Source organism: Pseudomonas sp. p50(2008) (assembly GCF_015351605.1).
Taxonomy (GTDB): domain Bacteria; phylum Pseudomonadota; class Gammaproteobacteria; order Pseudomonadales; family Pseudomonadaceae; genus Aquipseudomonas.
In genome coordinates this window covers 230,228-243,601 of the sequence record NZ_JACMYF010000009.1, presented here as the reverse complement: position 1 = coordinate 243,601, position 13,374 = coordinate 230,228, and the positions used below count along the sequence as shown (strand labels likewise).

14 protein-coding genes and 4 pseudogenes are annotated in these 13,374 nt (G+C 51.3%); 9 read left to right on the top strand and 9 right to left on the bottom strand.

Annotation, left to right across the window (positions count from 1 at the left end):
* Positions 1-147 precede the first annotated feature (147 nt).
* Positions 148-441: a DUF1652 domain-containing protein gene (locus H7698_RS24600; RefSeq protein ID WP_442966321.1), complete on the top strand. Its 294-nt coding sequence runs from the start codon at positions 148-150 to the stop codon at positions 439-441.
* A 349-nt stretch (positions 442-790) separates the two neighbouring features.
* Here the strand turns inward: H7698_RS24600 and H7698_RS24595 are convergent, their stop codons facing one another.
* Positions 791-1,201, bottom strand: a complete 411-nt coding sequence (locus H7698_RS24595; RefSeq protein ID WP_194693049.1) for a response regulator — start codon at positions 1,199-1,201, stop codon at positions 791-793.
* A gap of 264 nt (positions 1,202-1,465) precedes the next feature.
* Positions 1,466-2,689 (bottom strand): zinc-dependent alcohol dehydrogenase, encoded by a 1,224-nt coding sequence (locus H7698_RS24590; RefSeq protein ID WP_194693048.1) that lies wholly within the window; start codon positions 2,687-2,689, stop codon positions 1,466-1,468.
* Between the two features lie 187 nt (positions 2,690-2,876).
* Between H7698_RS24590 and H7698_RS24585 the strand changes: the two genes are divergently transcribed.
* On the top strand, positions 2,877-3,578 hold the full coding sequence (locus H7698_RS24585; protein ID WP_194693047.1) for a glycosyltransferase: 702 nt from the start codon (positions 2,877-2,879) through the stop codon (positions 3,576-3,578).
* Positions 3,579-3,637: 59 nt separating this feature from the next.
* Entirely contained in the window at positions 3,638-3,853 is a 216-nt protein-coding gene (locus H7698_RS24580) for a hypothetical protein (protein WP_412548519.1), read from the top strand.
* Between the two features lie 67 nt (positions 3,854-3,920).
* On the opposite strand, the gene H7698_RS24575 is transcribed toward H7698_RS24580, so the two are convergent.
* The 3 genes from H7698_RS24575 to H7698_RS24570 form a co-directional block, all read right to left on the bottom strand.
* Positions 3,921-4,781: an alpha/beta fold hydrolase gene (locus H7698_RS24575; RefSeq protein ID WP_194693045.1), complete on the bottom strand. Its 861-nt coding sequence runs from the start codon at positions 4,779-4,781 to the stop codon at positions 3,921-3,923.
* A 57-nt stretch (positions 4,782-4,838) separates the two neighbouring features.
* On the bottom strand, positions 4,839-5,048 hold the full coding sequence (locus H7698_RS31435; RefSeq protein ID WP_442966324.1) for a hypothetical protein: 210 nt from the start codon (positions 5,046-5,048) through the stop codon (positions 4,839-4,841).
* Positions 5,049-5,134: 86 nt separating this feature from the next.
* Positions 5,135-5,317: a hypothetical protein gene (locus tag H7698_RS24570; RefSeq protein ID WP_194693044.1), complete on the bottom strand. Its 183-nt coding sequence runs from the start codon at positions 5,315-5,317 to the stop codon at positions 5,135-5,137.
* A 138-nt stretch (positions 5,318-5,455) separates the two neighbouring features.
* Between H7698_RS24570 and H7698_RS24565 the strand changes: the two genes are divergently transcribed.
* The 4 genes and pseudogenes from H7698_RS24565 (at position 5,456) to H7698_RS24550 (ending at position 8,042) form a co-directional block, all read left to right on the top strand.
* Positions 5,456-5,899 carry a DNA methylase gene (locus tag H7698_RS24565; protein WP_194693043.1) on the top strand — a complete coding sequence of 148 codons (444 nt, stop codon included), beginning with the start codon at positions 5,456-5,458 and terminating at the stop codon, positions 5,897-5,899.
* A gap of 9 nt (positions 5,900-5,908) precedes the next feature.
* A pseudogene (locus H7698_RS31755) lies at positions 5,909-6,774 on the top strand (alpha/beta fold hydrolase).
* 149 nt (positions 6,775-6,923) lie between these two features.
* Positions 6,924-7,148 (top strand): DUF2188 domain-containing protein, encoded by a 225-nt coding sequence (locus H7698_RS24555; RefSeq protein WP_042559198.1) that lies wholly within the window; start codon positions 6,924-6,926, stop codon positions 7,146-7,148.
* A 651-nt stretch (positions 7,149-7,799) separates the two neighbouring features.
* Positions 7,800-8,042: a hypothetical protein gene (locus H7698_RS24550; protein WP_194693042.1), complete on the top strand. Its 243-nt coding sequence runs from the start codon at positions 7,800-7,802 to the stop codon at positions 8,040-8,042.
* A 21-nt stretch (positions 8,043-8,063) separates the two neighbouring features.
* Here the strand turns inward: H7698_RS24550 and H7698_RS24545 are convergent, their stop codons facing one another.
* Together H7698_RS24545 and H7698_RS31420 are read right to left on the bottom strand one after the other, a co-directional pair.
* The gene (locus H7698_RS24545) at positions 8,064-8,588 is read right to left on the bottom strand and encodes an SH3 domain-containing protein (protein ID WP_194693041.1); all 525 of its coding nucleotides are present in this window, start codon (positions 8,586-8,588) and stop codon (positions 8,064-8,066) included.
* Positions 8,589-8,775: 187 nt separating this feature from the next.
* Positions 8,776-8,992, bottom strand: a pseudogene (locus tag H7698_RS31420) (cupin); the annotation flags it as partial.
* 2 nt (positions 8,993-8,994) lie between these two features.
* Here H7698_RS31420 and H7698_RS31415 point away from each other — a divergent pair.
* Positions 8,995-9,131: pseudogene (locus H7698_RS31415) on the top strand (DUF2188 domain-containing protein).
* 59 nt (positions 9,132-9,190) lie between these two features.
* Here the strand turns inward: H7698_RS31415 and H7698_RS24540 are convergent.
* On the bottom strand, positions 9,191-9,943 hold the full coding sequence (locus tag H7698_RS24540) for an OBAP family protein (RefSeq protein WP_194693147.1): 753 nt from the start codon (positions 9,941-9,943) through the stop codon (positions 9,191-9,193).
* A gap of 1,436 nt (positions 9,944-11,379) precedes the next feature.
* On the opposite strand from H7698_RS24540, the pseudogene H7698_RS24535 reads away from it, so the two are divergent.
* Positions 11,380-11,605 (top strand): annotated as a pseudogene (locus tag H7698_RS24535) (hypothetical protein).
* A 1,222-nt stretch (positions 11,606-12,827) separates the two neighbouring features.
* Here the strand turns inward: H7698_RS24535 and H7698_RS31410 are convergent.
* On the bottom strand, positions 12,828-13,112 hold the full coding sequence (locus tag H7698_RS31410; RefSeq protein WP_266015487.1) for an ATP-binding protein: 285 nt from the start codon (positions 13,110-13,112) through the stop codon (positions 12,828-12,830).
* Positions 13,113-13,374: the final 262 nt, after the last annotated feature.

Below are 13,374 nucleotides of genomic sequence, written 5' to 3'. Positions count from 1 at the left end.
GTCACAGCGGGGGCTCACGTTTTTTCGACTTACAGAAGAGCATAGATCCCGGGCGGTGGAACGATTCAGCCACCGTCCCTCTGAAAATCCTTGTCGAATAATCCTTTGTTTGAACCCTTGACTACCTATCCTGATGGACAACAATAAATGCAGATTGCTACTAGGAAAACCGCGATGATCTCCGCTCTTGAGCTCCGACATATCATTGAGTGTGGCTTCCTACCATTGTCCTGCTCATGCACGACAAATGCGGATGGCTCGTTGATGATTAAGGTTACCGATCCTTCAACAGGCAGTGTGGAGCTTTTGGTGACGGGGATTTCGACTGCGGCGCTCACGTCAAGCAGAGCTATTGCCGGTCTAATTGGCGAGCTACGCAGTGAGATGGCAGCACGCAAAACCAGTTTCGAGTCGAGTGAGCGCATAGCGCAAGGACGTTGAGCAGATTGATGCACAAGGATAGCCGTCAAAAGCTGCCTTTGATGTCAAACTGATATCGGCCATACTATGGCTTCATTTTCATGGAGCCGCCCCGTGTCCTCCGATAGAACACAGCAACTTGAGCAAGCACTTCTAGCCGTTATAGCGGCCGCCACAAAGATCGGTGTGAGCTGTGATGCACTATGTGCAGAAGCGGTGGGCGGCCTGATGGCAGATCGTTACTGGAAGTGGTCGCTCACGGAACATAAACACGGCGCTGCTGATGAGATAGAGGAGGCGCTCACCAAGCTTCTGATGATGGGAGTTACGAAGTCGAGCCCTGCCTGCCTCGGATCTCCGATCCCGTGATTCAGGCTTTGTGAATCGCAATGCCAGGCTGCAGTAAAGTCGCCATAGCGATAACGAAATCATCCAGTGACCACGGCTTGTGGAGATAGATGCTAGAGGCTGGAACAGCTTGAGGATCTATCAAATATCCAGAGGTCAGGATTGCTGCAATTGATGGCCATCGACTACTTACCATCTCGATGAACTCGATCCCCTGGATCTGGCCAGGTACGCCGTGATCTGCGATCACCAAACGACACTGTTCATGAGTTTGAAGCAGATAGGTTAACGCATCATCTGCCGTCTCAAACGAGATTGCCCGTCCACCGACTTCCGATACGATTTCTTCCATCAATGCTCGCAAGGTCGGATCGTCTTCGATGACAATCACCAATCCTTCAATAGGCAAGAAACCTTCCCACTGGACGATCAATCAAAGATCCCTTAGCCGAGCGCACCTGCCGGCGTTTGATGAGTCAGTGTGTGAGTGTATTCGCATTTCAGGATTTTGTGGCCCCTTGCGAATCTTTTGATGACACAGGTCACAGATAGTCTTCAGTACCTGAACGAACTGGAGAGTCGAGGCCGCTTAGAGTGGAAAACCGTGACCATTTTCAGATCGACACCCAAATTAAAAAGGGACGCGACGATTCGGTAAAAAACCGAACCGCCTCGGCCTTTTCACTTACCGATAGACTTAGGTAGTCAACAGGGTTGCGCTGCTATCGGTCTCCGGAATAGCGATGTGGCTATCGCCGGGCGTCAGAATGACTTTTCGGCAATCCTCTTCTTTTTTATCAAAGATTTTATATCCCTCTGCGGCCTGTTCCAGTGACATGCGATGGCTGATGATGACTTCCGGTGAGAGACGACCTGTCTCGATGTGCTCTAGAAGCTCAGGGAGAAAACGATGCACGTGGGTCTGCCCCATTTTAAAGGTCAGCCCCTTGTCGAATGCGTCTCCGAAGAGGAAGCCATGGATGAACCCTGAATAAACGCCCGGAACACTGACGATGCCGCCGCGTCGAACGGCGGCGATGCACTGACGTAAAGCCTTGCCGCTGCTGCCCTCAAGCTTGAGTGTCGCGAGAACTGTTTCAGTCGTACTACCTTTTGCCTCAAAACCGACTGCATCAACGACGCCATCAACACCCCGCATTCCTTTGGTTTGCCGAATGATCGTATCTGCAGGATCGTCGTCTTCATCGAAGTTGATCGGAATTACACCATAAGTTTTCTGCGCGTAAGCCAAGCGGTAAGGATGGTGATCGACCATGAAAATTTGGTCGGCACCGAGCATCCTTGCACAGGCCGCACTCAACAATCCGACGGGGCCTGCACCATAGATTGCAATGCTGGAGCCATTACCAATCCCCGCGTTCGTTACAGCCTGATAAGCAGTTGGTAGGATGTCTGAAAGGAACAGAACCTTTTCATCCGACAGCGTACCTGGCACTTTAAACGGCCCGGTGTTGGCTTTCGGTACGCGCACGTATTCAGCTTGCCCGCCAGGCACACCGCCGTACATGTGACTGAAGCCGAACAGCGCGGCTCCTGGTGGTATTGCCTTTTTATTTATGATCGCTCCGCGCCCTGTATTTGTTGTTTCGCAGGCCGCGAACAGATCCATTGCGCAGAAGAAACAGCTGCCGCAGGCGATTACAAAGGGGATTACCACGCGGTCGCCGGGTTGCACGGCGGTTACCGCTGAGCCTGCCTCTTCAACGATCCCCATGAACTCATGACCAAAGATATCGCCATGCTCGACAGTTGGAATCTTTCCCCGATAGAGATGGAGGTCAGATCCGCATATCGCCGTTGCGGTAACCCGAAGAATGATGTCATCACTCTCCTCGATTATCGGATCGGGAACCGTGTCGACTTTGACGCTGTGCGCGCCGTGATAAGTGAGTGCTCTCATGACGTCTTACCTACTTCAGCTGGATGGTAAGTGGGAGAGGAGGATCGAAGAAAGTAAGTTCAGAGTGATATAGACGCAAATGACTAGCGGTCGCTTATGTTGGCACGCTCGTAATTTTTTAAACCTTATGGAGTTGAACTAGGTCGACTGCTGGAGTCTGTAGCTCTGGTACTCGGAGGTGACGTTAATGATTGGTATTGTCATACCTGCCCACAATGAAGAGCACCACATCGCTGCGTGTCTAACATCTGTCCTGTTCGCCGCTGCACATCCTGCATTGGCAGGCCAGCCGGTCTCCGTAGTCGTCGTTTTAGACGATTGCTCTGATCAGACCGGGCAGATCGTTTCAGCACACGGTGTTATCGGGATCGAGGTTTCCTTCCAGAACGTTGGCAAGGCGAGAGCAACCGGTGCGGATCATCTTCTGGCCGCTGGCGCGGAGTGGCTTGCCTTCACCGATGCCGACACTGTCGTGCCACATGATTGGTTGGCTCGTCAGATTGAGTTCAAGGCTGATGCAGTCTGTGGAACAGTCGAGGTGGATAGCTGGAATATCCATGGAGATTTGGTTCGCTCAAAGTACATGGAGCTTTACCAGTTTATCGAGAATCACCGGCACATCCACGGCGCCAATCTTGGACTGAGTGCCGAGGCTTACCGGAACGCTGGCGGGTTCCAGCATCTCACTGCACACGAAGACGTCCATTTGGTTGCTGACCTGAAGAGGGTTGGTGCTCATATCGTTTGGACGGCAACGAATCCGGTCATCACCAGCGCCCGCAAGGATTACAAATGTCGTGGAGGGTTTGGAGAGTATCTGGTCAATCTGGGTGCCTCACTGGGATTGCCTGCGCTTGATCCACAGGTTAGCGCCGGCGTATCTCTTTGAAAGTGCTGTCGGAAGGAGGTGGCAAGTTGGAGTACATCGATTACCTGCAATGGCCAGCCATGGTAGTGACGGTAGCCTCAGCGTGGTTCATCGGTTCGCAACGAGCGTATAGGCGCATGATCGCCTTTTGGGGATTTATCACCAGTAATGCGCTTTGGGTGATCTGGGGGCTTCACGCCGACGCTTACGCGCTGATCCTGCTCGAATGCATACTTTTGGGGATGAATGCCCGAGGCTTCAGGAAGAACTTCAATGCTTCCGAGTCATCAACCTAAGACATGTAGCTCGAATGACTTTGACCCTACGTAGCCCGAAGCGATTACGAATTAGTGTACTGAGAGATCATTGTTCACGCAGGAACTCGATTATTTCTCTCGCGAGCTCGTCGGGCACTTCCTCCGCCATGTGATGCCCACAGTCGAGCCCACGACCACGTTGTCGTGTTGTCCATGGTTCCCACACGCCTAAAACATCGCCGTACAGAAGCTCAAGATCATCACGTAGCGACCATAAAATCATTGTCGGGCACTCGACCCTGCGGCTCTCGCGGCGGTCGACTTCATCGTGAATACGGTCGATTCCAAGGCCTGCTCTATAATCTTCGACCATGCCATGAACGGTCGCTGGGTCATGGATGGCTGCTTGATAGTCTCTGTAGGCGTCTGCACCCATCGCCTCGGCGGTGCCGCCGTACCATCGATCAGGGTCAGCCAGGATTGCCTGCTCCGGTTTTTCGAGTTGTCCGAAGAAGAACCAATGCCACCATTTTGTCGCGAACTGGGCGCTACAGCGCTCGAGAGCTTCAAGGATCGGGACGCCATCCAAAATGCCGAGATGTGTGACGGCTTCGGGATGATCCATCGCCGTGCGAAAGGCGGTGTAACTACCTCGATCATGGCCAATCACGGCGAATCGCTCATGACCCAAATGGCGCATCAAAGCGATGCAGTCACGCGCCTTGGCGCGCTTTGAGGAGCCCGCATGATCGGCTGTGTCCTCAGGCTTTGATGACTGGCCAAAGCCTCTAAGGTCAGGACAGACAACATAATGATTTTTTGCCAAGAGTGGAGCAACGCGATGCCAAGTCGCATGAGTTCTAGGATGCCCATGGAGTAATAAGACGGGAGAGCCGCTCCCACCATGCCTGACTCTGAGGGTTGCCTCGGGAAGTTTTACTGTCTCAAGAGAAAAGTTATCGAACATTTCAATGTCCTTGGCGGTGTCCACTGTTCTTCGATTAACAATGACTCTGCCGGCTGACTATGTCTCATTGGGGCTTGAGTTTTTCTTGAGCCCTCGAAGGTTCATCAGGAAAAGACAAACCTGTAATACGATCAATGCATACGCGTCTGCGTAGAGTCCCCAGATCACCCACAACACGTTGCTCACACTGAAGCATATAAACCCGATCATCCGCCGGCCTGGTCGTTGCGATCCGATCAGCCATGCGGCGAGAACGGTAATAACCATCGCTGGCCATTGAACCCAATCCAGATAAGCCAAGTTATCCCCCTGTACAGTCAGCGAGGTGAGTCGCTATGTGAATGCCACGCTGGTCAATCGGGCTGCTGTTGGCTAGATGAGGCTTTCGATTTTCCGAGAATGTAACAAGGGTGGAGCTGACCATTTGGGTGGGTGGTGACGACCACAGGTATCAATGACCAGCCTTCGTGAAGCTTCAGATTTGCTTCGTTGGCTGACAGCGCTTCCATAACTTGGATTGTGTCGGAAATATGCATTTCTTCTTTCTCAAATCGTAAGGTTCAACCATTAGGCGTCGAGCATGAGTAAGGGTTCCGTTGTCGCTGCCTCGCTCAGCTGGATCATTCGTGATAGCGCCTGGTCTACATTGAGACCATCGCTTGAAGGGTGAACCAGTGAGCAAAATCATCAGCGCACATGACTTACAAATCGACCTTCAAGGTGCGAACGAAGCCGGGTTGTTCAAATGGCTGCTTGCCAGTTTCCTGATGTGTAAGCGAATCCAGGGGCCGATTGCCGCCAACGCCTATCAAGTGATCGTCGATAAACATCATCGGGATACGCCGCACAAATTGGCGAGCTGCACTCACCGCCAGCTGGTCATGATGCTAGGTGAGGCTCACTACGTGCGTTACGACGAGACCACCGCGTCGCGGTTGTTGGCATTGGCTAACAAGATGAATGCTGAATATCACGGCAAGGTCAGCAACATCGTCGCGGCAAGCGCAGATCGTAAGGCCTTCGAAAAACGGCTATCTGAATTTGAAGGGATAGGGCCGAAAACCATCGAGATCTTTATGAGGGAAGCGGCTGCGGAGCTCTTCGGAACTTCCCCCTAACTCTCACCAATGCTGCCTCCCAATTGCGTGCTGCAAGGAGAAATCATGACAACCCAGAGGCTAATAGCGAAGAGCTCGCAGTTAAATGTTTCGATCTGCGGTCAAGGCTCTCCGCTGCTTTTACTCAATGGTTTAGGTGGCTTGATTCCTACCTTCGATCCGTTGCGCGATGAACTGGAAGACTTCACGACGATCACGCTGGACGTGCCAGGGGTCGGCAAGTCGCAAATGCCCCGTTGGCCCATTCGCCTGCCACGCCATGCCGACGTGATTGCAGAGATGCTCCAGCAATTGGGAGTCGACCAGGTCGATGTGTTCGGGGTGAGTGGGGAGGTGCATTGGCTCAAGAATTCGCTCTTCGTTACCCGAGCATGGTACGCAGGCTGATTCTCGCGGCGACCTCTCCCGGCCCAGTGCTATTGATGAAGCCTGCTGACGTTATGGATTTTTTCCGCAAGAATAAAAACGCCAAAATGCGCAAGCAAGATAGCTCACGCAATTCAATTCACACGCTGCTGCGGTTCGGTGTGATGAAAGGCATGCTCTCTGTTAATCCGCGAACGTACTATTTCCAGCTCGCAGCCTTGATTGGATGGACAAGCCTGCTCCGGTTGTCCCGGCTGCCTCAACGCACGCTGGTTCTTACCGGCGACCGCGATCCTTTAATACAGGCGTACAACGCCTATATCCTGCGCCGCACAATTCGACGTTCAGAACTCCGCATTCTGAAGGGCGAGGGGCACTTCTTTGTGGTGACCAGCGCTAAACGAACTGCCGTCTTGATCCGCGAATTTCTTAGCCGGCAATATGACGATGAAGAGATGGCACCGAGGATCGCAGACCGAAACGTTAAGGCGAGCATGGAGCGCACCTAGATTAGTTAATCCGCTCGTTGACGTCTTTGTGAAGGGGAGTCAGACACAGTCGTAGGCAGCATCAATTTCATCGCAAATTCTTCCAAACTCTCCGGATCGACAATGGTCAACCTTGTAGCTGTTGTTGATTAATCATGTCGAGGTGACCCATGGATAACTATCACATCACAAAAAAAGAAAATGCTTGGGAGCTTGTCAAAGAGGGTGCGCAACGAGCTTCCAAAACAGCCTCTACGAAAGCGGAAATCACTGAGATAGCCAGCGAATTTCTGCAGGGTAAAACAGCCTCTCTGAAAATCCACAAAGAGGATGGGACGATTCAAGAGGAACGTACCTTTCCTCGTGCCGCCGACCCTAGGAAAACAAAAGGCTGAGTCGAATCCAAAAGAAGGGGCGGCCGCGAAGAAGACTTTCGATCCTTATCAAGGAAGTCAGGTTTAGCAGGAGTTCGCTTTCCATCCACGCCTGCGCATGTCTAACCACAGGAACTCTTCAATGGTAATTGCATGTCTAGGATGGGGATCCCTCATTTGGAAACCTGGAGCATTACCGCTCGCAAGCAAATGGTTTTTGGATGGGCCCGTTTTGCCCATCGAATTTGCGCGAGTCGGTGATGGGGGCGAGCTCGCAACCACGATCTGCGCGAATGCACATCCATGCACCGTTCTCTGGGCAATGTTGAATGTAAAAAACCTTGAGGAGGCATGCGAGGCCTTGCGTGTCCGAGAGCAAATTCCAGAGGACAGGGAGGATGGAATTGGTGTTTTTACCACCAGTAGCTCCCCAGTGGGAGTAATCGCCGAATGGGCACTCTTTCACCAATTGGACGCAGTCATTTGGACTGCACTGCCGCCTAGATTCGAAGACATTGAAGGTTCGATCCCAACCGTTGATGACGCTGTTTCATATCTAGCTGGTTTGAGTAAAGATGCGCAGGAGCACGCACGGGACTACGTTAGGCAGGTGCCGACTCAGATCGATACGTCCTATCGAAGGGAGATCTACTCAAGGCTTGGGTGGGATCAATGAGTGCACAGAGCCAAGCTCAAATTGGCGCCATCTTTGATCAGCTGTTGTCGCTGCGAGAGAGCGTTAACAGTCTCCAGCAGATGGAGAATGAAAGAGTAGGTACCCTTCGTGGCCACCAGACCGTGGATGTGGACGGCTCTTTTCTATTGGTTTTTCAAAAGCTTCAAAACAACATCGCCGATATGGAGGAGGCTTTGGCCACCATTGCGGAAGCCACAGGCGATGCACCAAAGTTCTAGCGGATCGTCATTGAGGAAAAATTACACGCCATAACGCTTGTTCCCGCCAGAAGTAATGCAGTACCGACCGCCTCTTGGCCCGATGCAAATGTTTCCAGATGGAGGGCACGAAGTACCGTATTTTGGCATCTGCCTCCGGGTTGGTTGTACTGGCGAACGCCAGGGTTTCGGTTTAGAGGCGATGTAGCAGTTCGATCCGCTACAAAGGCTGTTCGAAGAAAGCCATTTCGCAGGTTGGCCATCGATGCTGATACGCACCCAATCATCCCGTTTTTCGAAGACCTGAACTTTAGCCCCTCGGCTCAGCTTGGAAATGACTTTTCCGCCGGGCTGATCCCGGATATTGAGCTGGTTCGCGTTTACGTATTGATCAACTGAGGGGGCAGGTGTTGGTGACGGATCCGAGGTAGATGAGACCAGAGTATTCGGAGTGGGAGGGGGGCTCGGTTGTACCTGAGCGGGAGGCGAGTCTTTTTTGCCTATCGCCCAAAGGACAGCGAAAACAATCGGGAGTGGGACAAACCATGACTGAGATTTCTTGCGCATTTCCATTGCCTCCCAGCAGCCACTAAACAGCCTGTCCTCCCTGACCAACCTGGCTTCATAAACCTATTTGGAGCTTAGCTAAATCTCCATTATCAGCCGCCTACCTAACCCTCAAATCTTCGGGTTTCCCAGATTAAACGTCGCGAGCATTCGCTATCTTTATTCACGGATGGGAACCACCCGGCTAAGCACCTACGACCAGGAAGTCTTTGCTTGATTCCCAATTGCAGTGGCCGGTACCAGTCGGGCAGTAGCAGTACGTCTCCTGAACTGACCTCCAATACATGGCCATCGGGGCAGCCGAGCATCAACCGGGTCTTGCCGCAGGCGATGCCAAGCACTTCATGAGCTTCGGCATGGTAGTGGTGATAACTGTAAATCCCGTAGCGCCACTGTGGCGGCCATAATGGAAGACGCGCAAAGGGCGTCCAGTACCGCCTCAACCAAGGCAATGAAATCATTGCGCGGGCGGGTGAGTTTCTTCAGGGCGAAACTGCGTCGCTGAAGATTCACAAAGAGGACGGGACTATTCAGGAAGAATGAGCTTTTCCTCGTAGCGCAGACCCACGAAAGTCCAAAAGCTAGCAAGTGGTTTTGATGAATCAGTGACGATGCTCACCCCCAGTCGGATCTTCGATTTGAAAGACATTTCCATTGCGCCAGGCATCAGCACCTGGATCAATATGTGGGGCAGGGATGTCGGCCCGGTCTTTCTTTTTCCGTGTGCTATCGACATCAAATCTTTTGTCCCGTTCGATCACCAGTTGCGGGTCGATCTGACCATCTGCTGTGAATCCCATCATCAGTTGCGGAACGCCTAGCGGTAGCTCTTTGTTGAGGTCGGTGTGCCACGTATGCCAAGTCTTGCCATAGGTATTGATCAGCTTTTCCATCAGCGCATGTTCTGCAATGTCTGGAATACCGGGAGCAATCAATTGGCCCGACTTCACTTCATGAGCATGGCTGTGCCAGAGCGCCTTTTCAGTGATGGGCAATTTGGCGAACAGCTGCTCATTGATGATGTACTCCACCCCCATAAGCTTCGCGTCCTTGCGATTGCCATCGTAGATCACGCACTGGATCACTTGTTCATTGAGGGTGGAGCAATTGTGGTGAGCCTCCATTTGAACGTCGGGACGGCCATTGTAAAAATGGAATCCATCGAGGTAGGCATTGAGAGCATCGATGGGCGGACGTGATTGGAGCAGAGCGGCGCCGGCATCCAATGTGCGGGTAGTGGCTGTCTTTTCCTCACCCGGTGCAACGACATTGGAGGGGGTATTGTTAAAGGCGCATGCAGTCAGCAAGCCGAGGAATGCCAGAATCAAAGATGGTCTGAATCCGGTGAAAAACATCCGCTGGGTATTACCTCCTATCATTGCTGATCCTCCGTCCCGTTAGCTTCCAGGCATCGATGACGAACGACAATCGTCTTGGTTACCAATGCCCATATACCTAGATAGAAAGCGCTTGGAAGCTAGCGTTCAAATCAATAAGGACGGCTGCCTCTTCATGGCATGCGGGATTCATTTAGGAACGGCAACGTCGCTGGTAGCATCAACACTGAACTCGCCAGCGTCACCCATAACGCTGTACTGGTTTCGCAGTTTTCTCAGCTCCCTGTTGCTCATATAGGCGGTGATAGTTGTAAGCACAGAACTGCCCAGTAAAAATCAGCGCCACGGCCACTAGACCAAGCTGCACGTTTGGGAACTTCAATACGCTTGGCACGTGCTTTAACGCAGATGACGGCTCGGGACGGATCGCTGGAAGAAGCCTGACCAGTGCCCACCGCTTGCAGATAATCAATACACCGCGCTCGATACACAGTTGATCAGTTTATGAAATGCGTCAAACTTGGATACATGACACGAGATATTGGGGCTCGCGGCCAGCAATACTCGATGGCAAACCTTAACTCTTGGCATTTCGATCAAAAACCATTTTATGAGTCGAGCCAAACAGGTTGTAGATTCGGTTAATCCGTCGCAATGCGGCTGTAATACGTTGGCCATGAATGTTATTCAAACTAGAAATCAACCCAATGCTCATAATGAGCGAGTTACCCGAGAAACTCAAGCATGGCAAAGTCAACAGAACTACCAAGATCAAATTAAAACTACTTACTGTGATAAAATCGGTACGCGAACTATATGTAACTCCTATTAAAATCGAATGGCGAGCTATGCGAGCCACTGAATGTCTCGCATAGTTCACAAGTTAAGTAATGGGATCAATTCTAGCACCTGTATTTGCTGAGCGATAAAATTTGAAAAGCATACGATTTTCAGTACCAAGCAATATACGACTTTACGAAATCGCACGTTTGGGCTCGAAGAAAAGTGTCAACCCTCCTGGCGTGACAGCATACCTAGCAGACTATCCTGATTAAACTCCTGGCAAGCACGTTCAGCTTCAGCACGCGTCTGATAAACAGTCTTCAAGCGCAGCTTTTCCTGATTGTCATAGAGGTTGAAGCCTAAAGGTGCGGTCTGACAATAAAAGCGAAATCCGTTACGCATCGATCCCGTTTCCGAGGGGGCTGCAGGTACCACAACAAATCTCGAAATCATTTTCGCGTCCTCTCCCAGATCCGCTCACTATCAGCGGCTATTGGCCACCACAGCAAGCACATTTCCGCAGTTTCCGATGAGAAGCACGCGCGGCCTATGGAGATTGGTCGCATCGTAAAAAGGCTTAACTGATTCGCTTCCTCAGCTCTACTTCCTAGAAAGGCATCTATTCCTAAAGCGCCTCCTGCTAAGCTGAACTCTTGCAAGGAGAAGTCGCGATGCCAAATTCAGACCTGCTCCCTTCCCCTACTGTTCAAGATGAATCAAAACCAACTCGCCCTTGAGGCCGCCATTATGGAACCCACCCTTTCGGTCGAGCAGCGTGGTTCCGATGTGGTTGGAGGCAACGTGCGCGGAGCGTTGCATACGATCCACAAAAAAGAAGAGTTCATCAATATGACTCTTGCGGTGCTCATGACGCCTGAGTGGAAGGTCTATGGTTAGGCTGCTAGCTGGGCCCCGCTTGGCCCGAAGCTGCGACCTTCTCCGTTATGTCAATCCACAGCACAGCTCAGCTGTTGGCTAGCGGCGGCTCGAATGCGGAACAACTTGCGCCCAACCTTTCATCTCACCGCTCGCGATGTCTGCCAGATGATGAGGGGCGTCGCGCTGGGTAACCACCCTCTAATGCGCAGCTCCATGCAATCATGGAGTGAGACTATCACTGCCTCATTCCCGTTAAGTTTGATGGTTGGCGACTCACGCTATTCAATGACTGTGAAACCTCGGACTATTGCGAATACTAAACATCGCCTGGCGGTCGAGTCGGGACACTTGAACTCTGGTAGCGCGACGGAGTGGATCCTTTCGACCTATTGTGTGGCTGAGAGCGTGAACAGATGGATCGTGTGTTCGCGGTACATTGAGCCTCCTTGGAAAATGGGAGGTTGGGATCTTATGTCAGACCTCTTTAACGCCGCTTCCAAGATTATAGCTACGCCGCCTTTTCATCAAAAGCGGGTGCCGCCAAGGCTTGGCAGACTTACTAAGATGCAACCATAAATCCCTAAAGACGAACCTTGGGATAGAGATAATTAATTCGCATTGAATATACTCAGACGTCCCCGAAATTGCAGAAGGAAAAATATTTTATTAATTCAAATTATAAATTGCAACAACAAGTTACAAACCGATACTTCTTTGATACCGTCATCAATGAGATAATTGTCTGTTGATTGTTCTGGAGGGTGTACTATGACCACATTTCAATTTATTGCAGGCATGATATTGTGTTTGGTTGCGCTCGGCGTCAGAGCCTACTTGCTTATTCAATATTTGGAAAAAAACAAGCGGGCCGTTCAAAAAAAACAGTGAATAACGACAGCATGAATTTCCGAAGCTTGCCGTTAACAGTTGTGATTGCCGTCACATACGTCCCCCTAATTGGTGTGCTGGTCTATGACTAATTACGATGATTATCGGTTCCAATCTCACCATATTCTGCTTGAGCTTGATGCAGCTACTACTGCGTTGATGATGCTAGTTTCGGGACGTCAGACAGAAGGCCCTCGGTGGTGCGGAGCAGTAGAGCGCCACAAGCTGGCGTATGAAACGTGGGCGGCATTTCTTCGTCCACCAGCTACTGACCCCATGCCTGTTCTCGATGGGAGAGCGACAGGTCAGTACGGGCCATTTACGGAATGACCCACTTCATCGTTACTAAAGCTCACGAGGCTGTCTGGTCTCTGACATTAGCTTTTGAGATCCGCACCTTCACAATAAAAGTGTTGCCTTGCTCCCGGTCAGAAATAACATCGATAGATCCTTTATGTGAGGCGACAATCTCTGAAGCAATGAAAAGTCCTAAACCCAACCCCTCTGTAGGCGGATGGTCGATAACCGAATGCTGCGAGAACCGGCCCATGGGATTGAAGATGAATGGCAAAACATCCTTTGGTATAGGCTCGCCGCCATTATTGACGCTAAAAATCGCGGAAACCTCTGTCGCCACCAGCTCCACCAATATTGGAGTTTGGATTTCCCCGTGATGCACGGCATTGCTGATGTGTTTGAAAAGACTTGTCCCATATGTGCCCCATCGAACCTGCCTACGATTGACGCTTTCGCTGTAACCACCACATTCGCTTCAGGATGAGATAGACGAATTTCATCGACGATGCGTTCACACAAAGGAAACAGGTCTAATTCTGCGGTTTGACGGGAGTTCCTAGCCCCATCTGACAACGAGGCGCTCTCGGAATCAATCGCCAGTT